General features: G+C 43.4%; 27 protein-coding genes and 1 riboswitch. Of the genes, 20 read left to right on the forward strand and 7 right to left on the reverse strand.

Translation table 11 applies throughout. From position 1 onward, the window contains the following. Together kynB and ACFSMW_RS02505 are read left to right on the forward strand one after the other, a co-directional pair. Positions 1-630, forward strand: a complete 630-nt coding sequence (gene kynB, locus ACFSMW_RS02500; RefSeq protein WP_390352721.1) for an arylformamidase — start codon at positions 1-3, stop codon at positions 628-630. Between the two features lie 424 nt (positions 631-1,054). Continuing rightward, complete coding sequence (locus ACFSMW_RS02505; protein WP_390352723.1) at positions 1,055-2,500, forward strand: nicotinate phosphoribosyltransferase; 1,446 nt, start codon at positions 1,055-1,057, stop codon at positions 2,498-2,500. A 61-nt stretch (positions 2,501-2,561) separates the two neighbouring features. On the opposite strand, the gene thiE is transcribed toward ACFSMW_RS02505, so the two are convergent. The 3 genes from thiE to thiW all read right to left on the reverse strand — a co-directional run bounded on the left by thiE (position 2,562) and on the right by thiW (position 4,793). Further along, positions 2,562-3,188, reverse strand: coding sequence for a thiamine phosphate synthase (gene thiE, locus ACFSMW_RS02510; RefSeq protein WP_390352725.1), 627 nt, complete (start codon positions 3,186-3,188; stop codon positions 2,562-2,564). Between the two features lie 107 nt (positions 3,189-3,295). Beyond that, a complete protein-coding gene (gene thiD, locus ACFSMW_RS02515; protein WP_390352727.1) occupies positions 3,296-4,126 on the reverse strand; it encodes a bifunctional hydroxymethylpyrimidine kinase/phosphomethylpyrimidine kinase in 831 nt (276 codons plus the stop codon). Positions 4,127-4,301: 175 nt separating this feature from the next. Continuing rightward, entirely contained in the window at positions 4,302-4,793 is a 492-nt protein-coding gene (gene thiW, locus ACFSMW_RS02520) for an energy coupling factor transporter S component ThiW (RefSeq protein WP_390352729.1), read from the reverse strand. A 77-nt stretch (positions 4,794-4,870) separates the two neighbouring features. Next, positions 4,871-4,980: riboswitch (TPP riboswitch) on the reverse strand. A gap of 54 nt (positions 4,981-5,034) precedes the next feature. Here thiW and ACFSMW_RS02525 point away from each other — a divergent pair. Further along, positions 5,035-5,739, forward strand: a complete 705-nt coding sequence (locus ACFSMW_RS02525; protein WP_390352731.1) for a TolB family protein — start codon at positions 5,035-5,037, stop codon at positions 5,737-5,739. 185 nt (positions 5,740-5,924) lie between these two features. Then, positions 5,925-7,412: a sodium/proline symporter PutP gene (gene putP, locus ACFSMW_RS02530; protein ID WP_390352733.1), complete on the forward strand. Its 1,488-nt coding sequence runs from the start codon at positions 5,925-5,927 to the stop codon at positions 7,410-7,412. A gap of 149 nt (positions 7,413-7,561) precedes the next feature. Here putP and ACFSMW_RS02535 read toward each other — a convergent pair whose 3' ends face one another. Then, entirely contained in the window at positions 7,562-8,431 is an 870-nt protein-coding gene (locus ACFSMW_RS02535) for an SDR family oxidoreductase (RefSeq protein ID WP_390352735.1), read from the reverse strand. 141 nt (positions 8,432-8,572) lie between these two features. On the opposite strand from ACFSMW_RS02535, the gene ACFSMW_RS02540 reads away from it, so the two are divergent. Genes ACFSMW_RS02540 through ACFSMW_RS02550 form a run of 3 tightly spaced genes read left to right on the forward strand, consistent with a single transcriptional unit; the run spans position 8,573 to position 10,128 of the window. Continuing rightward, positions 8,573-9,112 carry an EndoU domain-containing protein gene (locus ACFSMW_RS02540; RefSeq protein ID WP_390352737.1) on the forward strand — a complete coding sequence of 180 codons (540 nt, stop codon included), beginning with the start codon at positions 8,573-8,575 and terminating at the stop codon, positions 9,110-9,112. 12 nt (positions 9,113-9,124) lie between these two features. Then, positions 9,125-9,490: a hypothetical protein gene (locus ACFSMW_RS02545; protein ID WP_390352738.1), complete on the forward strand. Its 366-nt coding sequence runs from the start codon at positions 9,125-9,127 to the stop codon at positions 9,488-9,490. A gap of 20 nt (positions 9,491-9,510) precedes the next feature. Continuing rightward, complete coding sequence (locus ACFSMW_RS02550) at positions 9,511-10,128, forward strand: NUDIX hydrolase (protein WP_390352740.1); 618 nt, start codon at positions 9,511-9,513, stop codon at positions 10,126-10,128. A gap of 159 nt (positions 10,129-10,287) precedes the next feature. On the opposite strand, the gene ACFSMW_RS02555 is transcribed toward ACFSMW_RS02550, so the two are convergent. Continuing rightward, positions 10,288-11,313 (reverse strand): coiled-coil domain-containing protein, encoded by a 1,026-nt coding sequence (locus ACFSMW_RS02555; protein WP_390352741.1) that lies wholly within the window; start codon positions 11,311-11,313, stop codon positions 10,288-10,290. 326 nt (positions 11,314-11,639) lie between these two features. Between ACFSMW_RS02555 and argC the strand changes: the two genes are divergently transcribed. From argC to ACFSMW_RS02605, 10 genes are all read left to right on the forward strand, one after another. After that, positions 11,640-12,674, forward strand: coding sequence for an N-acetyl-gamma-glutamyl-phosphate reductase (gene argC, locus ACFSMW_RS02560; protein ID WP_390352745.1), 1,035 nt, complete (start codon positions 11,640-11,642; stop codon positions 12,672-12,674). A gap of 148 nt (positions 12,675-12,822) precedes the next feature. Continuing rightward, on the forward strand, positions 12,823-14,040 hold the full coding sequence (argJ, locus tag ACFSMW_RS02565; RefSeq protein WP_390352747.1) for a bifunctional ornithine acetyltransferase/N-acetylglutamate synthase: 1,218 nt from the start codon (positions 12,823-12,825) through the stop codon (positions 14,038-14,040). Positions 14,041-14,056: 16 nt separating this feature from the next. Then, positions 14,057-14,833, forward strand: coding sequence for an acetylglutamate kinase (gene argB / locus ACFSMW_RS02570; RefSeq protein WP_390352749.1), 777 nt, complete (start codon positions 14,057-14,059; stop codon positions 14,831-14,833). Beyond that, on the forward strand, positions 14,834-15,991 hold the full coding sequence (locus ACFSMW_RS02575) for an acetylornithine transaminase (RefSeq protein WP_390352750.1): 1,158 nt from the start codon (positions 14,834-14,836) through the stop codon (positions 15,989-15,991). It abuts the gene before it with no gap. A gap of 530 nt (positions 15,992-16,521) precedes the next feature. Then, a complete protein-coding gene (locus tag ACFSMW_RS02580; protein ID WP_390352752.1) occupies positions 16,522-16,779 on the forward strand; it encodes a metal-sensitive transcriptional regulator in 258 nt (85 codons plus the stop codon). A 65-nt stretch (positions 16,780-16,844) separates the two neighbouring features. Then, positions 16,845-17,141, forward strand: a complete 297-nt coding sequence (locus ACFSMW_RS02585) for a rhodanese-like domain-containing protein (protein ID WP_390352754.1) — start codon at positions 16,845-16,847, stop codon at positions 17,139-17,141. A gap of 25 nt (positions 17,142-17,166) precedes the next feature. Then, complete coding sequence (locus tag ACFSMW_RS02590; protein WP_390352755.1) at positions 17,167-17,565, forward strand: DsrE/DsrF/DrsH-like family protein; 399 nt, start codon at positions 17,167-17,169, stop codon at positions 17,563-17,565. Between the two features lie 15 nt (positions 17,566-17,580). Beyond that, positions 17,581-18,711 carry an MBL fold metallo-hydrolase gene (locus ACFSMW_RS02595; protein ID WP_390352756.1) on the forward strand — a complete coding sequence of 377 codons (1,131 nt, stop codon included), beginning with the start codon at positions 17,581-17,583 and terminating at the stop codon, positions 18,709-18,711. Positions 18,712-18,727: 16 nt separating this feature from the next. Beyond that, positions 18,728-18,955 (forward strand): sulfurtransferase TusA family protein, encoded by a 228-nt coding sequence (locus ACFSMW_RS02600; protein ID WP_390352758.1) that lies wholly within the window; start codon positions 18,728-18,730, stop codon positions 18,953-18,955. A gap of 39 nt (positions 18,956-18,994) precedes the next feature. Continuing rightward, the gene (locus tag ACFSMW_RS02605; protein WP_390352760.1) at positions 18,995-19,780 is read left to right on the forward strand and encodes a sulfite exporter TauE/SafE family protein; all 786 of its coding nucleotides are present in this window, start codon (positions 18,995-18,997) and stop codon (positions 19,778-19,780) included. A gap of 22 nt (positions 19,781-19,802) precedes the next feature. On the opposite strand, the gene ACFSMW_RS02610 is transcribed toward ACFSMW_RS02605, so the two are convergent. Together ACFSMW_RS02610 and ACFSMW_RS02615 are read right to left on the reverse strand one after the other, a co-directional pair. After that, entirely contained in the window at positions 19,803-20,279 is a 477-nt protein-coding gene (locus ACFSMW_RS02610) for a hypothetical protein (RefSeq protein WP_390352761.1), read from the reverse strand. Positions 20,280-20,356: 77 nt separating this feature from the next. After that, positions 20,357-20,578, reverse strand: coding sequence for a hypothetical protein (locus tag ACFSMW_RS02615; protein ID WP_390352763.1), 222 nt, complete (start codon positions 20,576-20,578; stop codon positions 20,357-20,359). 123 nt (positions 20,579-20,701) lie between these two features. On the opposite strand from ACFSMW_RS02615, the gene ACFSMW_RS02620 reads away from it, so the two are divergent. From ACFSMW_RS02620 to ACFSMW_RS02630, 3 genes are all read left to right on the forward strand, one after another. Beyond that, positions 20,702-21,085, forward strand: a complete 384-nt coding sequence (locus tag ACFSMW_RS02620; RefSeq protein ID WP_390352765.1) for a YuzC family spore coat inner layer protein — start codon at positions 20,702-20,704, stop codon at positions 21,083-21,085. A gap of 84 nt (positions 21,086-21,169) precedes the next feature. Continuing rightward, complete coding sequence (locus ACFSMW_RS02625) at positions 21,170-21,622, forward strand: MarR family winged helix-turn-helix transcriptional regulator (protein ID WP_390352766.1); 453 nt, start codon at positions 21,170-21,172, stop codon at positions 21,620-21,622. 242 nt (positions 21,623-21,864) lie between these two features. Then, the gene (locus tag ACFSMW_RS02630; protein WP_390352768.1) at positions 21,865-22,470 is read left to right on the forward strand and encodes an alpha/beta hydrolase; all 606 of its coding nucleotides are present in this window, start codon (positions 21,865-21,867) and stop codon (positions 22,468-22,470) included. Positions 22,471-22,580 lie beyond the last annotated feature (110 nt).

The raw sequence follows: 22,580 nt of genomic DNA on the forward strand, positions 1-22,580 counted from the left end.
ATGAGCAAAGGAGAATGGATGGACATTTCCTTGCCATTGACAAATCATGTCAGAACCTGGCCTGGTGATGAGCCGTTTGTTTTTCAACTGTCAGCAACCAAGGAAGAAACAGGCTCAGCTAATATTGGCTGTTTGAAAACAAGTGTGCATACTGGTACACATATTGATGCCCCATTCCATTTCGAGGAGCAAGGCAGAAAAGTGCATGAACTGGATGTGAATGTGTATGTGGGGAAGGCGAGGGTGATCGATGCGACGGGATATGAGATGGTCGGCAGGGAAGAACTGGAGAAGTTCGATTTAGAAGGAGCTCACCGGATTTTGCTGAAAACCATGGAACATAATCAGCCCTCTGTTTTTCCAGCAAAATATACCGTTTTGCGGGAGGATATTGGAGCCTACTTGAAAGAAAAAGGGATTGTCTTAATTGGTGTCGACTGCCCTTCTGTTGACCCGGTCGATAGTAAAACACTATTAGCGCATCATGCTCTGCATCAGAATGGCGTGCTCATTTTAGAGAATGTCATGCTGGACAGGGTTGAGCCTGGGGATTATGAACTGATCGCCTTGCCACTGTCAATAGAAGGAGCGGATGGGAGCCCGGTACGAGCAGTCATTCGTAAGCTGTGAAAGGTGTGAAAAAGTACGGTATCAGTATGCTGATACCGTACTTTTTACATGTTTGTATATTGAAACCTGTCCAATATTTATAAAGTACGAAATGAAAGAGTATATTTGTATGCATGAATTGGCATGCAGGTGTTATAATGTAAAGAAATCAGATAGAATCTGCCATCAAGAGGGCGTTCTAAAGGGCTGGTTGAAATTCGTGTCGAAACTTGCTTCCTATTTTTTCTTTCGCATTGGACGATGCGCCGCCTACCCGCAAAGTGGTTTTGAGGAAGTTTTATGATGCTTGAAACTGCGGTGCTTCGATATTGATCAAAAATTTTTTTGCTGGGGCTTGATTTCGGTGTGACCGGTGCTGGATTTTTTCAGCCATATCTTAGAATAAGCGCGCAAACATGGTATAGAAAACGTTGGGGGTTATTTTATGTCTTATCAGGATGACAGTCTGGCATTGCATACGGATTTGTATCAAATTAATATGACACAGACTTATTGGGAAGATGGTATACATAATCGTAGGGCGGTATTTGATTTATACTTTCGGAAAAGCCCATTTAATAACGGGTTTGCGATATTTGCGGGATTGGAAAGGATTATTACATATATACGCAACTTCCGTTTCCATGAATCTGATCTTGTATTTCTGAAAGAGGAACTTGGCTATGATGAGGCATTTCTTACATATTTGAAAACGATCCGTTTCACGGGAGATATCAAGGCGATTTGTGAAGGGGAGGTTGTTTTTGGAAATGAACCGCTTCTAAGGGTTGAGGCTTCTTTGGCGGAAGCACAATTGATTGAAACAGCTCTGTTAAACATTGTGAATTACCAAACATTAATTGCCACCAAGGCGGCAAGAATTAAGCATATCGTTGGTAATCAAACGACGATGGAATTTGGAACAAGAAGAGCCCAGGAAATGGATGCTGCTGTCTGGGGGACGCGCGCAGCGTTTATAGGCGGTTTTGATGCGACGAGCAATGTCAGAGCCGGTAAGCTATTTGGAATACCTGTAGCTGGTACGCATGCCCACGCGATGATTCAAGCCTATAAAGATGAGTATACGGCATTTATGAAATATGCTATGTCTCATCAGGACTGTGTTTTTTTGGTAGATACATACGATACGCTTCGCTCTGGCGTGCCCCATGCGATTAGAGTCGCCAATGAACTGGGGAACCGTATTAATTTCCTTGGCATTCGTCTGGACAGCGGGGATATGGCTTATCTTTCCAAGGAAGCCAGAAAAATGCTGGATGATGCCGGCTATCCGGATGCGAAAATTTATGCCTCCAATGACCTGGATGAATCAACTATCCTGAGCCTGCAGGCACAGGGAGCGAAGATTGATGTATGGGGTGTAGGGACCAAATTGATCACAGGGTATGATCAGCCGGCGCTGGGAGCGGTGTACAAGCTGGTTGCGATAGAAGACGAAAACGGTAAAATGCAGGATACAATCAAGATATCGGGCAATCCGGAAAAAGTGACAACACCCGGAATAAAAAAATTGTACCGGATTGTGAACACATTGAATAAGCGTGCTGAAGGCGATTATATCACGTTGGAGTCTGAACAGCCCAATCAAGAAGAACGTCTGAAAATGTTTCATCCTGTGCATACATATATTTGCAAGTATGTAACTGATTTTGAGGCGGTTAATTTGCATCACGATATTTTTGTGAATGGTAAACAGGTATATGAGAGTCCTGATTTATATGAAATGCAGGCATATGCGAAAAATCAGCTTGGCTTATTCTGGGAGGAATACAAACGGACTATCAATCCAGAAGAATATGCAGTGGACCTCAGTCAAAAAACATGGGACAACAAAATGGCTAATATCCGTGCGATAAGAAGAAATATATAACCAGCTGGGACAGTCCCCACCGCTGTGTCACTTGAATTTAGTGCGGCGGGGATCTGTCCCTTTATATGTTTGTGACAGCTTCTTCGATATTGTCAGCCTTTGTGATGACGCTGATGACAGCTACTCCATTCGCACCTGCTTCGATTACTTTCGCTGCATTGCCAGTGTCTATACCACCTATACCGACAATGGGAAGTTTAGGATATTTGGAGCGAAGGCTTTCCACCCATTTTGTCCCAGTCACTTGTTTGGCATCTTCCTTGCTTGTCGTCTGATAAATTGGACCTGCGCCAATATAATCAATGAGCGACAAGGGACTGACAGCCAGTTCGGCATCATTGAACACCGATAACCCTATTGCCAAATTTGGGTGTTTCTCGCGTATCTTTGCTGCGGAAATATCATCCTGCCCAATATGAACACCATCCACTTGTAATAATTCGATCAAGTCTACATCATCGTTGATGAAAAATGGTATATCCTCGTTATAGCAGATGTCACGCAGTTTCATTGCCATTGCTATCTTCGCTTGTCCTGTCAGCGAGCCTTTTCCTTTTTCGCGAAATTGAAATGCAGTAATACCTCCAGAAATCGCTTCCCTCAGAATTTGTTCCGGATCCTGTTTTATGCAATTTTGTGTACCCATAATGAAATATTTTCGTAACCATTCTTTTTTGAAAAGTTTCATGATATTCTCCTTACTGTTTCGCTAGAGTACCTTAACGGGAGCTTATTTGCCGTGAAATGTGCGGCAGTCTGATTTGCCAAATGATATATATCATTGGCTTTCTAGTATTATAAGTCCTGGATGGTTTCTCTTTCATGGAATAGCATTTCCTCTCGTGCTGCCCAATGGTTGGTTGGGCCGTTGCCATTGCCGATATCAAAAGAATTCCTTATTGCTGCTGTAACAAACATTTTGGCTTTGCGTACAGATGTCAAGAGTGGCATGCCCTGGCTTAAAAATGCTGTTACGGCTGCGGAGTAAGTGCATCCCGTACCATGTGTATTTTCTGTTTCAATTCGTTTGGCAGTGAAAGTGTGCATTTCTTTTCCATCATATAAAAAATCAACTGCGTCACCTTTCATATGTCCGCCTTTTATCAGCGCAGCGCCGGCACCGTATTTATCAACAAGCAGTTTTGCCGCTTCCTGCATATCTGTTGTGGTTTCGATTTTCTTTCCCGTTAAATATACGGCCTCGTGTATATTTGGCGTAACCAATGTTGTCAAAGGAAGCAGGTGGTCCCTTAGGTACAGACGGGAATTTTCCGCAATCAAGGCATCACCACTCGTGGCTACCATCACCGGGTCCATCACATAAGGAAAATGGCCTTCTTGCAAATATTGTGCGACTGCTTGCATCATTTCCTTATCGGCGATCATTCCGGTTTTTACTGCATGTACCGGCATATCTGAAAAGACACTGTTTAATTGACTGCTGAGCATTGAAAGCGGTATATGATGTAATTCCTGTACGCCTGTCGTATTTTGTGCGACCACAGAAGTGATAACCGACATGCCATAACTCTTCAACTCTTCAAACGTTTTTAAATCGGCCTGGATTCCTGCCCCGCCAGTAGGGTCTGTCCCAGCGATGGTAAGCGCGCAAGATACTTTTTTCATTTGATTGCCTCCTTAGAAGCCACTAGTCAAGTTCCGTCTATGTAAGCCGCTTCCCAAGTTGCAGCTCCAGCCGACAGCTCTTACGGAAGGCTTCAGATAAAAATTTATAAAATTTCGCTTTGCACTACGCAAGCACAATGGGATATATACACCATATCTTTGAAATGTGTATCTATTAATGGGGTGGGAAGATTGGGCTTTTCCCTTTGAGTCTTGAAACGATAATCAGGCCGATACATGCCCCTGTCACGCTGCTTACGAGGAAAGATGGAACAAAAAACATGGCGCCATCATTGCTGCCTAAAAACAGCTTGGCAAATGGTACGGAAAGAAAAGCGCCAATGATACCAGTTCCAACTATTTCGCCGGCGGCAGCCCATATGGCATGGTGGAATTTCCTCGCAAGCAGCCCTGCCAGCAAAGCACCAATCATACCACCGGGAAATGCTATCAGCGTGCCAATACCAAGCATGTTGCGGAGTAACCCGATCATAAATGCGATCACAACTGCTGGGAATGGTCCGAGTGTCACTGCGGCCATTACATTTACCGCATGCTGCACTGGATAGGCTTTTGCTATGCCAGCGGGAAACCATAATAACTGTGAGCCGATTGTTCCAATTGCAATAAAGACGGCCATTGTCGTGAGTAAACGTGTTCGGTGCAAAGACAACCTCCTTTCCGGGCGCAAAAAAGCCAGATTCTGTGAGAAGAACCTGGCTTGTGTAAGCTGAAATAGCATGGACTACTGTCCGACTACTTCCCTCCGCTGGTATTAACCAGATCAGGTTCATAAGAGTCGGAAAGCTCGGTGCTTTCCTCTCAGCCCGCTTAGGGCACCCCTAGTAGTATTACAAATATTCACTTCTTTTTTAGGATAACAAAAGATTAGCAGTTTGTCATGAGAAATGGATAGTATCATTGAAATAAGTTTTTCGCGCTGCGCCTGCCAAATGATTTCAGCAGTGAATTACCATGTCATTCGAGACGATGATCCTTATCGGCATTTTACCGGTGTAGGTGACAGTATCTCCATCTCGCCAGATGATCAGACAATCATCTTCTCTTATTATGTAAACGGCAAACAATCCATATACAAGGCCGATATTGATGGCAAGAATGTAAGCAGAATAGTCGTTTCCAAAGATGAACAACTGCAACGCCCTGTATTTGCGAACGATGGAAAGCATATGCTATATCTTGCCAAATCTGCAAACGGTGTAAATGAGTTATATGTAGCGGACGAAAACGGCAGGGAAGTGAAAAAAGTGGGGCCTGCTGATATGCATGTGGCAGCAGCAGCTTTCGCACCTGATAGCAAACAAACCTATTACGTTGGAATGGATGCGAAGGCGTACAGTAAATTATATGAGACGGGTGCCGAAAATGAAGGAGCTCCACAAGAAGACTTTGATATCTACGTTGTTGCACTTGATGGGGGACATAATGAGCGATTGACAACGAGACATGGTTTTGCGCTGTCAGATCTTCAGGTATCTACAGATGGAAAGCTGCTTTATTACAGCAGTTTTAATGGCGAAAAGCAAGAGGTGCATGTCTTAGAGCCATTTCCAGTAGGGCAATGTAGTGTTTTTAGCATATGTAAAAGCTGAAATAACACTGTTTTCTTCGCTGTAGCTGACTAAAGAAGGTGAAAGGGGCATATATTTATCTGTAGAAAGCAATTTACCGAACGTTGCGAGCATCGTTATATATGTTGTCGAATCTGACGGGGAAAATTTACTAACCTTACAGCTTTTATGCTATTCTATAAGTATTCAAAAAAAGGGGGAAGAAGATGACAGATTACACATACCAATTACTGGCTATCATCATTTATTTGGCTGGCATGCTGGCAATTGGCTGGTATGCGTATCGCCGTACAGCCAATTTGACAGATTATATGCTTGGCGGCAGGTCACTCGGCCCAGCTGTAACAGCGTTGAGTGCGGGAGCCGCTGACATGTCAGGCTGGCTGCTGATGGGGCTTCCCGGCGCCATCTATGTATCTGGACTCAGCGAGGCTTGGATGGCAATAGGGTTGACCATCGGCGCTTATTTGAATTGGCTGTTTGTCGCGCCGCGTTTGCGTGTATATACGCAAGTATCGAGCAATTCCATCACCATCCCAAGTTATTTAGACAGCCGATTGAAGGATAACTCGAAAATCCTGCGAATAGCTTCCGGACTAATCATCCTGGTTTTTTTCACTTTCTATGTTTCATCAGGTATGGTAGCAGGCGGAGTCTTTTTTGAAAGCTCTTTCAATATGAGCTATCATGGCGGTTTGCTTTTGGTTTCGGCTGTAGTGATTGCTTACACGCTTTTTGGCGGCTTTTTGGCTGTGAGCTACACGGACTTTGTACAAGGACTAATCATGTTCTTAGCACTTATTCTTGTGCCGCTCTTCGGTTTCTTTCTAACGGGAGGTTTTGGCGAAACAACCGAATCTATTCGTTCGGTGAACCCGCATGCTTTCAGCTTGGTTAAAGGAGTTTCTTTTGCTGCTATCATATCATCAGCAGCCTGGGGACTCGGCTATTTTGGACAGCCGCATATCATCGTCCGCTTCATGGCTATCAAATCGGTAAAAGAAACGAAGCAAGCCAGAAGGATCGGGATTGGCTGGATGGCGTTAAGCTTGATTGGAGCATCTGCGACTGCTCTGATAGGCATCGCGTATTTTAAGCAACATCCGGGTGCTTCGTTAAGTGATCCGGAAGCGATTTTTATTGCGCTGGGTCAAATTATTTTTCACCCATTTATCGCGGGGGTTCTCTTGGCAGCAGTGCTGGCAGCAATCATGAGCACTATTTCTTCCCAATTGATCGTTACTTCATCCGCTTTGGTGGAAGATCTGTATAAAGCCATCATCAAAAATGATGAAGATGATAAGAAGTACGTGTTCTATGGCAGGATGGCCATTCTGATCATTTCATTGATTGCGATGTATTTCGCCTGGGAAAAAAATGCTACCATATTGGACCTCGTCAGCTTTGCCTGGGCCGGTTTCGGAGCAGCGTTTGGACCGACTATATTGCTTTCACTGTACTGGCGCAAAATCAACTCTATCGGTGCGCTTTCCGGAATGGTTATCGGAGCGGTGACGGTTATCGTATGGGGGAACATCGAAGCATTATCTTCCACCTTGTATGAAATCATTCCGGGTTTCATTTTAAACTTTATCGTTACTATGGCAGTGAGCGCACTTACGCATAAACCTAATAAAGCGATTGATCAAGAGTTTGAGGAAGCATTGGAAATGCTTGATAGAGAAAGAAAATAAAAATAAAGAAAGTACAAGGAAAGAAGAAGTTAATCCTTTGTACTTTCTTTGTTATAGAAAAGGGATAGCGCATTTTTTCAGGGGTTTTTGCATATCTCAATTGCAAGTTGACTCATTACCCTCCCAATGATGTTCCGTGCGTTTCTATATCATGAAGATGTCCACGATCCTCCATTGATATGAATGGCTTGGCCAGTCATATAAGAAGATTCCGGAGCAGCCAGCATAACATAGGCCCAGGCATGTTCCGAAGGCTGGCCTGGTCTGCCCATCAAACTGTCCTGCCCGAACTTCTCCACTTGATCTTCATCAAATGAGGATGGGATGAGTGGTGTCCATACAGGACCTGGAGCTACTGTGTTCGCCCTGATGCCTTTCTTGGCTAAACTGATGGCTATACTTCGAATGAAAGCGGTGATAGCCCCTTTGGTTGCTGTATAGTCCATCAGTACGGGGTTGCCTTTATACGCATTGATTGAAGAAGTACTGATAATCGCGTCTCCTTCTTGCATATGCGGAACCGCTGCTTTGATGGTCCAGAAATGGGAAAAAAAGTTTGTCCGGAAAACATCTTCGAATTGATCAGAAGGAATCTGCGTAACATCCTCATTGACATATTGTACAGCAGCGTTATTTACGAGGATATTGATACCCCCAAATGATTCTACTGTTTTTTTTACCAAATCGACACAGTGGGATTCTTCCTTGATATCTCCGGGCATAAGCAGGCATTTCACGCCTTCCGCTTCTACCATTCGTTTCGTCTCTTCTGCGTCTTCGTGTTCATCCAGGTAAGAGATAGCGACATTCGCCCCTTCCTTTGCGTACAAAATGGCGACCGCACGTCCGATACCGCTGTCACCACCTGTAATCAGAGCGTTTTTATTCTTCAATTTACCGGTCCCCTGATATGCTGTTGGTTGTGCAGGCAGTGGATTCATTTTCGATTCGATACCTGGCTGTTTTTCTTGTACTTGTCTTGGTGTTTTATCATTTTGCATATGGCGAGGTTCTGTCATGTAAAATCATTTCCTCCTTCAATTTTTTCTTTGTACTAGTCCATTTATTCCACCTAAACAGCAAAAACAAACATTACCTCTTTTGCCAAAGGACTGTAATAAATAGTAAAATGAATTTGAACTTGAATAGGAAGTGAAAGCATGAAGCGGAAAAACAAAAAGTGGCTGATATGCTTTTCTGTAAGCTTGATACTGCTGCTGGCTGGATGTGGCCTGTCTCCGGGGGAGACCGGCGGCAGTGGCGACATGTCAACCCCACATACGGATATTGCATCGATATCAGATTTGCAGGATACGGGACATTTCCGACATGGTGCGCTCGCCCATATCTTTGAAGGAGAAATAAACCGACGCGGTGATGCGGTCGGATTCCATTATGATGGGTTGCCGACGAAAAAGGGTCGTGTGATCAGCGGAACGAAAAGCAAGCCTAATCGCTATGGTGTGTACGAAGCCAAAGTAGAAGTAAATGGTGTAAAAAAGAAAAGCAACAGGGGAAAATCTACCTTATACCCTGAAGATTGGGATGCTCAGCAAGTGGTTGATGCTATCAACGAAGCTTATGAAGCAAAAACATTCGTTTCTGGCAATACATATGAGGGGCTAAGCCGCGAAGGCATGCGGATCCGCATGTACCTTGATAACAATGATAAAATCATTTCTGCATTTCCTATATATTAGGGAGGGTTTGCCTTGTATCATTTTAGAGAAGAGACATTAAAAAACGGCAACAAAACCGAGAAAGTACTGATTATCGATTTTGATGAGCCGGAACTAGCACTCCTAGGTGAATATTTGATGGCAGATGCCAGTTTACTTAGCGGCGAGATTATTCATGATTTCGATCAAGTCCTGCATGGTGAAAAAGAACAGATCCATATAAGCGGTAACCGCTGTGGACTGGAAATTGCCCAGGAAGAAACTTTCGTCTACGATTTGTTTGAAGATATGGGTGTGGATAGTTATCCAGAAGTCTGTATTCAAACAAGAAAATTACGTGAATTGACGATTATTTGGCTCGAAAGGTTACAATCGTTCCGAAAAAAATATAATCCGTGAAGGAGAAAAGAGGGGAGAGCATGGATCTGCAATGGCTGAAGTGGGCGAAACGGATTCAAGCGATATCCCAGGCGGGCCTTGCCTTTTCAAAAGATGAATTTGATAGGGAAAGGTATGCGGAATTACGGGAAATCAGCTGTGACATCATCGCAAAACACACGGAGATGAAGATAGAAGATGTAAAAAAATTTTACATCAGTGAGACAGGCTACCCGACACCTAAAGTTGACGTTCGGGGAGTCATTTTTCAAAAGGGACGGCTGCTGTTCATTAAAGAGAAAATGGACCAACGCTGGGCCTTGCCAGGGGGGTTCTGTGAGGTCGGACTGTCACCTGCAGAAAACGTAGTAAAGGAGATAAAAGAAGAAGCCGGCTTTGATACAAAAGCGAAAAAGATGTTAGCAGTACTTGATATGAATAAGTATAGCAATGATCCGCAGCCCTATGACTATTATAAGTTATTTATCTTGTGTGATATAGTGGGGGGAGAGAGGACAGTGGGCTTAGAAACAAGCGATATCCAGTTCTTTGCTGAACATGACCTTCCACGACTGTCGACGAGACGGAATACACTTTCACAAATCCGGCTCCTCTTTGAATTTCTCCATGACCCTGAAAAAGAAACAGCATTTGATTAGTTTTGCACAGAAGCGTACATTCATCTTGAATGTACGCTTTCTATCATTTACCTTATGACTTGATTAGAAGTGGCAGTTGTGTCAACTGCCTGGGCTTGAATCATTTTTCAGGGCGGGGACCTATGATTTAGTGTATAGACACCTTTTATAACGAAAGAGTCACTTTTTCCCCAAAGATTCCAGCTTGTCTTTGAGTGTTTCCACTTCGTTTTGATAGATCTTCCATTTGGTGTCAGCTTCTTGTCGCCATGCATCATTTTCTTGTTCTTTGGCTTTTTTTTGAAGTACCAACGCGTTCAGGCTTGTTTCTGTAGCTTTCTGTAGCTGGTGCAATGTATCATGCATTTGTTGTGGATCCTCTTTCAGTTCTGTGTTACGGTTAAAAATTTGATCCAGATCAGGCGATAAACTTTTTTCAATATTTTTTATGTCGTCATTGCCGTGAACTTTATTCTCACTGGAAATCTTCTGGAGTGCCTCCAAGCTATTCTGGTTTGATTCGATCAAATGTTTCAGCTGTTCGGTGGAAAGCTGTGTCTGCTGTGCCAGTTGGATCCCCCCGAGTAGTTGTCGCTTTAATAGTTCTAAAGTTTTCCAATCTGCTTGCAAGTCATATTGTTGATTTAACTTTTCCAGTTCCTGATGAAAATTTTTCAGTTGTTCCAGATAGCTTTCTGTCAGTTCGTCCGCTTCGCGCTGCAATTCTTGCTTATCTCTCTTGATTTCGCTTTGTGCTGCCTGTACTTGTGCTTCTGTTGCTCTTTTCAGAGTTTCCAGTGGCTTGATTAATTTTGATTGCAAGAGTTGCAACTCTTTTGGCTGCTGTCCGGCTTTAAAAGTTTTGGCATCCTTTAATGCCTGCTTGGCTTGCGGCAATGCTTCTTGCAACATTAATGCTGTCTGTTCTTTGCCGCTTTTCAACTTTTTAGCTTTGCTGAGGGCAGTAGAAGCTTTATTTTGGGCAGTGATAGCATCACGCATACGCTCATCGCCGTATTGCTGTATTTTTTGCTTCGCTTCATTGAATTCCTTACTCGTTTGCTGTTGAGAGTTGTTGCCATCCTCAGTCGCAGTTGCATTATCATTCCTTTCTACAGGAATCTTCTTATCTTTACATGCTGCAAGCGCGATTAACAAACTAAGCATAGTGAACGTTAATAGAAATAACCGGATGCTATTTTTCATAAAGTGAAACTCCTTTTCTATTATATGTTACATCTAAAAGAAGATTGAAATGAACCTTCTCAATTTTTATCGAATATGTCAATGTTCATCGACCTTTTGACGATCTCCGTTCATACGATTGTGTTCTTATTATACTTGAAGGAAAAATAACAATCTAGTAAAAGTAATTTGTGAAAATGTATATAAAATGCATAAAAATAACCTTTTTCATCTTTTTGTCTAATATTTATAGTCTAAATTATTCTATTTATTTATAAATATACCCTTGACTTTATTTTTATTCACTTTATAATAATGGATAATATTTTACGGAAGGAGAGCGGATAATGAAAGCTGCTATTATTGGTGCTACTGGATACGGTGGTGCAGAGTTGATTCGCATACTTCATCAACATCCTGAAGTACAGATAGCTTCTATACATTCTACAAGCCGGCAAGGGAACCCGGCTTATGCCAGTTATCCACATTTACAAGACGTGCTTTGCCTGGATTTTGATGATATTGCAACAGAACATATCATGGGTACTGCAGATGTTGTCTTTACTGCTACACCATCTGGGGTATCTTCCAAACTTATACCGGGGTTAATGAAAACTGATGCGAAGGTCATTGATTTATCGGGAGATTTCAGGATTAAAAATCCAGAAAGTTATGAAATGTGGTATAAGAAACCTGCAAGTGACCCACAATTGGTCAATGATGCAGTGTATGGACTTTCGGAATGGTATCAAGCTGATATTCAGCAGGCGCGCTTAGTCGCCAATCCAGGATGCTATGCAACTGCGGCTCTTCTGGGATTGGCACCGCTGATTCAAAAGGGGTGGGTCGATCCGGCTTCGGTCATTATTGATGCGAAATCAGGTGTAAGTGGAGCTGGAAGAACACAATCTGCGGTGGCGCATTTTCCGGAAATGAATGATAACTTCAAGATTTATAAAGTCAACCAGCATCAGCATATTCCGGAAATTGAACAAGTGTTGTCGCGCTGGGGCGGTCAGATGCCGCCAATAACTTTTTCTACACATTTGGTGCCGATGACCCGTGGCATTATGGCGACTATTTATGCAAATGTCGCTAAAGAGACCTCTCTAAAACAGCTTTATGAGTTGTATCACCAAGTATATGACAACAATTATTTTGTCCGGCTTCGAGAGCATAATTTCCCGGGGACCAAGGAGGTTTACGGCTCGAACTTTTGCGATATCGCACTAGCATTTGATGAAAGAACCAATCGGATCACGATTGTTTCCGTGATCGATAACATAATGAAGGGGGCCTCAGGGCAAGCAGTCCAAAACATGAATATCATGTTCGGACTGTGTGAAAAAACCGGACTCGAATTTTTGCCGGTATATCCTTGAATGGAAAGTGGATTCAGGTGAGCCGAATAATAAATATAAGGCCTCTGTCTAGAAGTTCTATCCAATGGATGCTCTCACGGCACTTATATAGGGAAAATAAGATTTTTAACCTATCCTTCATATCAAGAGAAAGGGCGGGCTGTCATTCATGAAGACAATAACGATTAAAGAAATATCCGGAACGATCACATCTCCAGCTGGTTTTCAGGCTGCCGGCATCCATTGCGGTGTTAAGCGCAAGCGAAATGATTTAGGTATCATTTATTCTGAAATCCCTGCTAGCGCGGCAGCCGTATATACAAAAAATATCATTCAAGCCGCTCCGATCACGGTCACAAAAGAAAGTCTGGAGCAATCAGGGAATATTCAGGCTGTCATCGTGAATAGTGGCAATGCCAATGCCTGCACCGGCAAAAAGGGTTTAGAGGACGCGAGAGATATTCGGGATGCCGTCGCTAAGCATTTTCAAGTGCTTTCGAACCACGTGGCGGTCGCCTCGACTGGCATTATCGGACTTCCCATGCCAATGGAAAAAATCATGCCAGCGATTTCGATGCTGAAGCCATCAGGTAAAAAAAACGCTGCTGCACAATTCGCTGAATCTGTCTTGACAACGGACACTTTCAAAAAAAAGATTTGCTACCAAACGGAAATCGAAGGAAAAATAGTCACAATGGGCGGTGTAGCAAAGGGCTCCGGTATGATTGAACCTAACATGGGTACCATGCTCGGGTTTTTGACGACAGATGCGAATATTACCCCTTCCGAACTGCAGAGAGCATTGAAACAAGCAGTGGACGGCACTTTCAATTGTATTACTGTTGATGGAGATACATCTACGAATGACATGGTGCTTGCTTTGGCAAATGGACTCGCGGAAAACGACAGTTTATCACCTGAACATCCGGATTGGGAAGCTTTTACTGGATTAATTCACCATGTTTGCGAGGATTTGGCGAAAATGATCGCTCGGGACGGGGAAGGAGCAACAAAATTAATCTCGGTGGAAGTGGCAGGGGCGAAGGATGACTGTGAGGCGAGGAAGGTTGCCAAAACAGTTGTTGGCTCCTCCTTGGTAAAAACAGCTGTTTTTGGTGTGGATGCTAACTGGGGAAGGATTATCGCAGCTATTGGTTATAGCGGAGCAAATGTCAATCCGCAGACTATCGACGCGGCAATCGGACCGATAAAAATGCTGGAAGACAGCCAGCCGCTGCCATTTTCTGAAAAAGATGCCAAGGCTTATTTACAGAAGGATGATATCCATATCGCTATCGATTTGAAGAATGGTCCTGGACAGGGAAAAGCATGGGGATGCGACCTCACTTATGATTACGTTCGAATCAATGCCAGTTATCGTACATGAAAGGGAGTGGAAGACGATGAGCAGATTCATTGTTGTGAAATGTGGCGGGAGCGTCATAGAGCAATTAACTGAAGCATTTTTTTTCAAAATCCATCAACTCAAAAGTAATGGTTATCAGCCTGTCATCGTTCACGGGGGAGGGCCAGCCATAAAAAACAATCTCGATAAACTGCACATACCCTCTGCATTCCAGAACGGACTACGTGTCACCCCGTTGGAAGTTTTGGAAGTAGTGGAAATGACGCTGGCAGGCTCAGTCAACCAAGCATTGACAAGAGCCGTGAACAAAGCAGGCCTTCAAGCGATCGGGTTGTGTGGCTCTGACGCTGGCTTGCTTCAAGCGGAAGCCTTAGACTTCGAATGTTATGGCTATGTAGGTCATGTGACCGGCATCAATAAACAACTGTTGGAGAAGATAACGAGCGTAGGAATTATTCCGGTGATCGCATCGGTTGCCATTGGAAAGGACAATGCCCGTTATAACATTAATGCCGATACGGCTGCTGCTGCTATCGCAGCAGAATTGCAGGCCAAACAATTGGTTTTTGTTACAGATGTACCTGGTATTCTTCATGACGAAAGATTGCTGGAAACTGTTACGGAAGAACAAGCGAAAACCTTTATTGAGACAGGTGTCGTACACGGTGGCATGGTCCCTAAAGTCAAAGCTGCCCTTGACAGCCTGACAGATAATCTGCAAGAAGTGATGATTGTTGATGGAAAGCAATTGACAAAATCAAAAGATGATTTTTTTGCTGGGACAATCATACGTAAAACGATGGAGGTGGTGTAGATGTCAGCTATTTTTCCTACATATGGAAGATTCGATCTTATGGTAGAGCGGGCAAAAGGGACAACGGTTTGGGATGACACCGGAAAAGCCTTCCTTGATTTTACTTCTGGCATCGGTGTTGTCAATTTGGGGCATAGGCACCAGAAAGTACAACAGGCTGTGACAGAGCAGCTGGATAAAGTATGGCATACTTCTAACCTCTTTCATATATCACTTCAGGAAGAAGTGGCTGAGAAATTGGCGGCTAGCAGTTCCGGGGACAGGGTCTTTTTTTGTAACAGCGGCGCGGAAGCAAATGAAGCTGCCATCAAACTTGCCAGAAAGGCTACTGGAAAAACGAAAATAATCACATGCAAGCAATCATTCCACGGTCGTACTTTCGCTACTATGGCTGCAACCGGCCAGGAGAAAATTCATCACGGCTACGGGCCGCTTTTGGAAAGCTTTGTATATGTCCCATACAATGACATAAGTGCCTTGGCAGCAGCGATAGATGAAAATACGGCAGCTATCATGCTGGAAACGATACAAGGTGAGGGTGGTGTGATTCCGGCGACCAGCGGCTTTATGAAAGAAATAGCTTCCATTGTAAAAGAAAAGCAGATATTGCTGATTATTGATGAAATACAAACAGGCATCGGGCGCACGGGAAAACCATTTGCTTATCAGCACTACGATATTTCTCCAGATATCATTACAACGGCTAAAGCGCTTGGGAACGGTCTGCCAGTAGGTGCAATGATTGCCAAGAAGGACCTGGAAGCATATTTCGGGCCTGGCAGCCACGGTTCCACTTTTGGAGGCAATCCCTTAGCTATGGCAGCCGCTAAACAGGTATTACAAGAAATTTCTAAAGAGGCATTTTTGGAAGATATAATTGAAAAAGGGCAGTACCTTCATGAGCAACTGAGTGAAAAGTTCTCTGATGAAAGTTTTGTGAAGGAAGTACGCGGGAAAGGGCTTATGGTTGGCATTGTCTGCGATGGAGAAGTCCAGAAGGTCATTCAGTCAGCTTTAAAGGAAGGACTGCTTGTCCTGCAAGCGGGCAGTAACGTGTTGCGGCTATTGCCGCCGCTGGTTGTCACGAAGGAGGAAATAGATACCGCTGTATCGATTCTCTATCAATGTATACAAGCACAGCATGTTGAACAAGGGTGAGACAAAACCCCAGGAAATGTAAAAAAGTTGAACGGTACCATCTTGACATGGAACCGCCCAACTTTTTTTATCTAGCTTAGTAATTTCGTTGATTTGCACGCCAGGCGCCCCGACAAGGGGTGTGCAAGCGTTGGCCGCAAAGGCCGTATGCAGCTTGCCTTCCCTCATGTACTTTCTAAGAAAATCACTTCCTGCGGGGTCTTCAGACTCGTGCTGGGACTGCGATTACGCTTCCCATCGAAAACCATTGTTCCCGCAGGACAAGGAACGCTTCGGCAGCATTCACATCGCACGCAGAAAAAGCGAATTACTTTTTCAAGGAGTCAGCCGCCTTTCGCTCCAATCCACTAGATATGAAATGGCACTTTATAGCTGTTTTTGGATAGTTCTGTCCCTCCCTCGTTTTTTCTGCGGGTGAAACAATATAACACACGCTGGCCCAGGGATAATTAAATAACATGGCATAGGTTGACAATATACCTACAGGGGTATAAAATGTGGTTTAGTAATGTGAAGTGAGGTGAAAAAATATGGAGTATGATGAGCAAGTCAAAAATAGGGTGAAGCGGATGGAGGGACAATTGCGCGGTATTTTAAAAATGATGGACGAAGATAAAGCATGTAAAGAAGTCATTACGCAATTGTCGGCAGTCCGCTCCGCATTGGACAGAAGTATCGGGCTCATTGTGAGTTCCAACCTGGTAGCTTGCGTCCAGGAAGCGGACTCGGAAGAGAATAGTGAGGAATTGATAAAAGAGGCAGTCGCATTATTAGTCAAAAGCCGATAGTGATCTATATATCATTTTTTTTTGGCGGTTAATATACCCCGTATCGTATAAAGGAGAGTGCGAAAATGAAAGAAATTTCAACAAGTGAATTAGCTGAAAAAAAGAAAACAGAACCATCAATCAGCATTGTCGATGTGCGTGAAGATGAAGAAGTAGCTGAAGGCAAGATCCCGGGGGCAAAGCATATCCCATTGGGAGAATTATCGGAACGACAAGGGGAACTGGATAAAGATAAACACTATTATATCGTTTGCCGTTCAGGAGGAAGAAGCAGCAGAGCATGCGAATTCCTAAATGCACAAGGGTTTCATACAACCAATGTGGCAGGTGGTATGCTCGCATGGGAAGATGATGTAGAATAATTTTTTGAATAGAGGAGATTGTAGTATGGCTAAAAGTAAAGTCGCTATCATTGCTGCGAATGGCAGCATGTTTGATGCATATAAAGTTTTTAACATCGCTACAGCAGCCGCAGCTTCAGACGCGGAGGTAGGAATATTTTTCACATTCGAAGGATTGCAGTTGATTCATCAAGAAAGTCACAAACAGCTGCCGATGCCAGAAGGAAAAGAACATTTCCAAAAAGGCTTTGAAAAGGCGAATGTTCCTCCCATTGCAGAGCTAGTTGAGGTGGCCCAAGACCTGGGTGTAAAAATGATTGCTTGCCAAATGACCATGGATGTCATGAATCTTGCATTGAAAGATTTTGTTGATGGTGTTGAAGCAGGTGGGGCAGCATCGTTCATAGATTTTGCAAAGGATGCGAATATTTCGCTGTCATTTTAACTGGAGGGAAATAGGTTGGCAGAAATAATTACTGCAAAAGAGTTGGCCGATAAAATCATCAATAATGAAGAAATTTTCCTGTTGGATGTTCGGAACCCAGAAGAGTTTGCAAAATGGAATGTGGCAGGAAAGTATGTGCACAATGTGAACCATCCGTATTTTGATTTACTTGACGGACTTGAGCCCATCAAAGGTAAACTTCCTGAGAACAAAGAAATAATCGTTATTTGCGCCAAAGGCGGATCATCAGAAATGGTGGCAGAGTTGCTGGCTAAAGCTGGCTACCATGCACGCAGTCTGACTGGCGGCATGAAAGCATGGAGCGAGCATTTACAGCCTGTGAAAATTGGTGATCTGCCAAGCGGGGGAGAGCTGTATCAGTTTGTTCGTCTTGGGAAAGGCTGCTTGTCCTATCTCATCGTATCTGACGGAGAGGCTGCAATCATTGACCCAGCACGTATGATCAATATCTACCAGGATTTCGCACATGAAAAACAAGTGAAAATAAAGGCCGTCCTGGATACGCATTTACATGCGGACCATATCTCAGGTGGACGATCCTTGGCTGAAGAGATAGGAACGTCCTATTATCTGCCGTCAAAGGATGCTGAAGAAGTCACATACGCTTATACCGCACTTGAAGAAGGTTTAACATTGAAAATAGGTGCAGCCTCAGTTGCTGCTATCGACCCAGTTTACTCGCCTGGACATACGAAAGGAAGCACCTCCATCATAGTCGACGATAAATATTTGATGACTGGAGATATCCTTTTTGTCAAATCCATTGGCAGACCTGATTTGGCTGGGAAAGCTTCAGATTGGGTCGATGATTTACGCCATACACTTTATAAGCGTTTCACTCACCTGGACCAGGATCTTATCGTATTGCCTGCCCATTTCTCTTTCCAGGAGGAGTTGCATGGAAACGGCAGTGTGTGGGCACGTTTGGGAGATTTGTACAAACAAAACAGTGGTCTGCAAGTGAAGACAGAGCAAGATTTTCGTAAGCTGGTGACAGAGAATCTTCCGCCGCAGCCCAATGCTTATCAGGAGATTCGAAAGACTAATATGGGGAAAATTGATCCTGATGAAGACGAAAAAAGTGATATGGAAACAGGTCCGAATAATTGCGCTATCGAAGCATAAAAAGGAGGGGTTGAAAATGGAAGCAGATAAAGTATTAGATGCCACCGGGTTGTCATGTCCGATGCCGATTGTAAAAACAAAAAAAGCAATGGATGAGTTACAGACTGGTGAAATTCTGGAAGTCCATGCAACAGATAAAGGTTCCAAAAATGATTTGACTGCTTGGGCTAAAACAACTGGTCACAGCTTGCTGCAAAGCAACGAAAATGATGGTGTGTTCACATTCCTGATCAAAAAAGCTTAAATCGTGAATAAGCCAATTCGTTAGTAAGAAGGTGTAAGCATGTCCAGTTTGATGTTTATATTGACGATATTCATCATTGGATTCCTTGGCTCCTTCATCTCCGGGATGGTAGGTATTGGAGGAGCCATCATCAATTTTCCAATGTTATTATACATTCCCGCAATGCTGGGCGTCGCTCATTTCACATCATATGAAGTTTCCGGCATCACTGCCATTCAAGTGTTTTTTGCATCGGTTAGCGGAGCCCTTGCGTATCGTAAGGGAGGCTATCTGAACAAAACGATCGTGATGTATATGGGTATCAGCATCCTTGCGGGCAGTTTGGCTGGTGCATATCTTTCATCATTCATGGCTGAAAATGAAATCGATATGGTCTATGGCCTGCTTGCGCTGGCAGCTGCCGTGATGATGTTTGTCCCCAAAAAAGGGTTGGACAGCAATGAATATGATATCTCCAGATTCAACGGGATTTGGGCATCAATTCTTGCTTTCATCGTTGGAATCGGTGCAGGTATTGTAGGCGCAGGAGGCGCATTCATGCTTGTTCCTATCATGCTGCTGGTTTTGAAAATTCCTGTCCGAATGACGATTGCAGCATCACTCGCTATCACATTCATTTCATCGATTGGTTCTGCTGCAGGAAAAATTCTTACCGGACAAATTTTATATGGACCTGCAGCCATCATGATCATCGCCAGTTTAATATCCTCACCAATGGGAGCGAAGCTTGGCAAAAAAATGGATACCAAAGTGTTGCAAGGAATTCTTGCTGTTTTGATTTTGGTTACGGCAATTAAAATTTGGCTTGATCTTTTTGATGTATAACGCGTTCTGCCTCCCAACAGGGTCACAGAATGATGTGGATAAAGATGAGGAAAAAAAGCAACATCCCCAAATAAATGTGCAGATAGCGTTTTTTGACAGAGGGCCAAAATAATCGCAGCCAGCCTGATAAGACCATGAACAAAAGGATGATGGCTGCAATCAAACCCATCCACATTTTTGGCCAGCGGGACACGAAACCATAACGATAAAACATAGAGACAGCATGAATGACAACAAGCAACAGTGCAGTGGTGCCCATATAACGATGGTAGGGCACCACTTTTTTTGAAATCCTGGCGAGCCGGATTTTCGTTTCTCTCCTTGGATGGCTGCGTATTGTAGAAAAAACTGCGTGTCTTGTCCAGTTAAAAAGAAAAAAAGCCAGGCCCATAAACCCGATCCAGATTGATGGGGTCAAAGTGGTATGTAAAGCATGACCGATGATTTTCCATACAGCGATGACGAATAGACCAAAATTGAGATAAAACCATTTGCTCATAAGATCCTCCTGAAAAACAGATCTGAACTATCTTCTATTGGGTTTAAAAAGCGGGACTTTTGGGATATGTATTCATTTTATGCCGGAGAACGTTTTGATACAAGTAAATAAAAAGAATCGTTCTCCTGGGCTGGAAAATGACGATTCTTGTGTTTTGTTCGATAGATATGATCTTTTTTTGTTTTGGTTTTTCGCGAGGCTAAATTCAGCAAGGCGAATGGGCTTCGATTTAATTGCGGATCTCTTTTACCCGCGCGTATGCGCTGTTCACGTATTTTTTGTGCTTGAGATTTACTCAATGTAAAACATCCTCCTTTTGATCATGTTATGAGTATAACATACGTTCGTGTGATTTTCACTATAGGCTGCCGACACGTGACAACAGCCTTTCACATAAACTATCTTAGTTAAGGAGGGGTATCATGTATCCGGTATTTTATGCTTATTATCCTGTTTACGCATATCATCCGTATCGATATAAAAGCCAGAATATTGATGTGGCACGTCCGCAGTATCCGCCGGTGGACATAAATGTTTTTTCAAAATCCGCGGCATCTTTCCAGACATTAATGAAAGACGCAGAACTTTTTGTGAAAAGAGTTTCTACGTCCAGCACATTTGCACGCGAGATTATGAATGCGGCGCAGCAGGGTGATAAACCCAAGGTACAGTCCCTGGTATCTTCCACTGGGATTACAGAAAAGGTAGATGTGCAATACAATCCAGACCAATTACGGATTTCACTGACTTCCAAAGCGGAACAGCCAGAATGCTGCAAGTTGACACTTGCTTTCCGCTGGCGCTGATCTTCGGACGGGCACTTGACAGGAAAGGGGAATAAAGATATAATTATCTCGAATTCGAAGTAAAGTTGTTAGGAGGCTAACAAAATGGCAAAAACAGATGAATATGATATTGATTTGTCTTTGAAATTATTCGTGGTATTGACCCGTGCGTTGCAATCAGTGGAAAAACAGGTGGTCCGTGATATTAAAAAGCATCAGCTTAATTTGACGGAATTCGCTGTATTGGAGCTGCTATATCATAAAGGAGACCAGCCAATCCAAAAAATAGGACAAAAAGTGCTGCTTGCCAGCAGCAGTATTACTTATGTCATTGATAAATTGGAACAAAAAAAATGGCTTATCCGTAAAACCAATGCAGAAGATCGCAGGGTAACGTTTGCGAGTTTGACATCCGAGGGAAAAATGTTAATGGATGGTATTTTCCCGGAGCATAGCCAAGCGATCTGCCGAATTATGGGAGGGCTGACTCCAAAAGAAAAAGAAGAAATGATTGTCCAGCTTAAGAAACTTGGCTATCATGCAGAAAAAATGGTCTGACCTTTCTTTTTCGACAGTTAAGCTACTATTTTTCTACAAAACTCGAATGAAGAATATATGAAATGGGTACAAAATAGCATGGAAGGTATGAAGTGGAGTAGATTTCTTTATTCCAATGGCGAACCAGCTTTTGTGACAATTGGTTGGTTGTGAATGTGTCACGCAAAGGTTGATTCTGCTCATATAGGAAGCTTTATTAAGAAGCTTTATAAAAAATGAAGGTTGCGGAAAGGATGTTCAGAATGAAACATATTTTCAAGAAATATGGTGATGATGCAAAAACAACGCTGCTATTGCTGCATGGAACAGGAGGGACTGAGGAAGACCTGTTGCCGCTGGCTGCAAAAATCGACCCGAAGGCCAATGTGCTTAGTGTCCGGGGCAACGTTCTGGAAAATGGCATGCCTCGTTTTTTTAAACGTTTGGCCGAAGGGGTTTTTGATGAAGCAGATTTGCAGTTGCGTACGAAGGAATTGTATGATTTTATTCGGGAAGCCGCAGCTAATTATGACTTTGATGGCGAGAATGTAGTGGCTATTGGCTATTCTAATGGGGCGAACATCGCTGCCAGTTTATTATTCCATTATCAAAATGCGTTACGCGGAGCCATTTTACATCATCCGATGGTACCAAAAAGAGACATGGAGCTTCCGGATTTAAACGGGAAAGAAATATTCATTTCCGCTGGGAAAAACGATCCGATTTGTCCGGTGTCTGAGTCTGAAGAACTTCAATCTCTCCTGACTGGTGCCGGCGCAAACGTTCAAATGTGCTGGCTTGACCATGGCCATCAGTTGACGATGCAAGAAGTGGAATCTGCTGCTAAATGGTATAAGGATCATATATAAAAAGATATTTCCGCATGGCTGACAATAACCAGTCTTGCGGATTTTTGTTTACACTAGCTCCTTAGCGTGAGATTTCCTTCAAATGCAAGTTCAGGGAGCTATGCTTCTTT

The organism is Tigheibacillus halophilus, from assembly GCF_042683165.1.
GTDB lineage: Bacteria > Bacillota > Bacilli > Bacillales > Amphibacillaceae > Tigheibacillus > Tigheibacillus halophilus.

Coding starts and splice junctions, on each gene's coding strand:
- kynB (WP_390352721.1), top strand. CDS start 1: ATGAGCAAAGGAGAATGGATGGACATTTCCTTGCCATTGACAAATCAT.
- ACFSMW_RS02505 (WP_390352723.1), top strand. CDS start 1,055: ATGTCTTATCAGGATGACAGTCTGGCATTGCATACGGATTTGTATCAA.
- thiE (WP_390352725.1), bottom strand. CDS start 3,188: ATGAAACTTTTCAAAAAAGAATGGTTACGAAAATATTTCATTATGGGT.
- thiD (WP_390352727.1), bottom strand. CDS start 4,126: ATGAAAAAAGTATCTTGCGCGCTTACCATCGCTGGGACAGACCCTACT.
- ACFSMW_RS02525 (WP_390352731.1), top strand. CDS start 5,035: ATGGATAGTATCATTGAAATAAGTTTTTCGCGCTGCGCCTGCCAAATG.
- putP (WP_390352733.1), top strand. CDS start 5,925: ATGACAGATTACACATACCAATTACTGGCTATCATCATTTATTTGGCT.
- ACFSMW_RS02535 (WP_390352735.1), bottom strand. CDS start 8,431: ATGACAGAACCTCGCCATATGCAAAATGATAAAACACCAAGACAAGTA.
- ACFSMW_RS02540 (WP_390352737.1), top strand. CDS start 8,573: ATGAAGCGGAAAAACAAAAAGTGGCTGATATGCTTTTCTGTAAGCTTG.
- ACFSMW_RS02550 (WP_390352740.1), top strand. CDS start 9,511: ATGGATCTGCAATGGCTGAAGTGGGCGAAACGGATTCAAGCGATATCC.
- ACFSMW_RS02555 (WP_390352741.1), bottom strand. CDS start 11,313: ATGAAAAATAGCATCCGGTTATTTCTATTAACGTTCACTATGCTTAGT.
- argC (WP_390352745.1), top strand. CDS start 11,640: ATGAAAGCTGCTATTATTGGTGCTACTGGATACGGTGGTGCAGAGTTG.
- argJ (WP_390352747.1), top strand. CDS start 12,823: ATGAAGACAATAACGATTAAAGAAATATCCGGAACGATCACATCTCCA.
- argB (WP_390352749.1), top strand. CDS start 14,057: ATGAGCAGATTCATTGTTGTGAAATGTGGCGGGAGCGTCATAGAGCAA.
- ACFSMW_RS02575 (WP_390352750.1), top strand. CDS start 14,834: ATGTCAGCTATTTTTCCTACATATGGAAGATTCGATCTTATGGTAGAG.
- ACFSMW_RS02580 (WP_390352752.1), top strand. CDS start 16,522: ATGGAGTATGATGAGCAAGTCAAAAATAGGGTGAAGCGGATGGAGGGA.
- ACFSMW_RS02585 (WP_390352754.1), top strand. CDS start 16,845: ATGAAAGAAATTTCAACAAGTGAATTAGCTGAAAAAAAGAAAACAGAA.
- ACFSMW_RS02590 (WP_390352755.1), top strand. CDS start 17,167: ATGGCTAAAAGTAAAGTCGCTATCATTGCTGCGAATGGCAGCATGTTT.
- ACFSMW_RS02600 (WP_390352758.1), top strand. CDS start 18,728: ATGGAAGCAGATAAAGTATTAGATGCCACCGGGTTGTCATGTCCGATG.
- ACFSMW_RS02605 (WP_390352760.1), top strand. CDS start 18,995: ATGTCCAGTTTGATGTTTATATTGACGATATTCATCATTGGATTCCTT.
- ACFSMW_RS02610 (WP_390352761.1), bottom strand. CDS start 20,279: ATGAGCAAATGGTTTTATCTCAATTTTGGTCTATTCGTCATCGCTGTA.
- ACFSMW_RS02620 (WP_390352765.1), top strand. CDS start 20,702: ATGTATCCGGTATTTTATGCTTATTATCCTGTTTACGCATATCATCCG.
- ACFSMW_RS02625 (WP_390352766.1), top strand. CDS start 21,170: ATGGCAAAAACAGATGAATATGATATTGATTTGTCTTTGAAATTATTC.
- ACFSMW_RS02630 (WP_390352768.1), top strand. CDS start 21,865: ATGAAACATATTTTCAAGAAATATGGTGATGATGCAAAAACAACGCTG.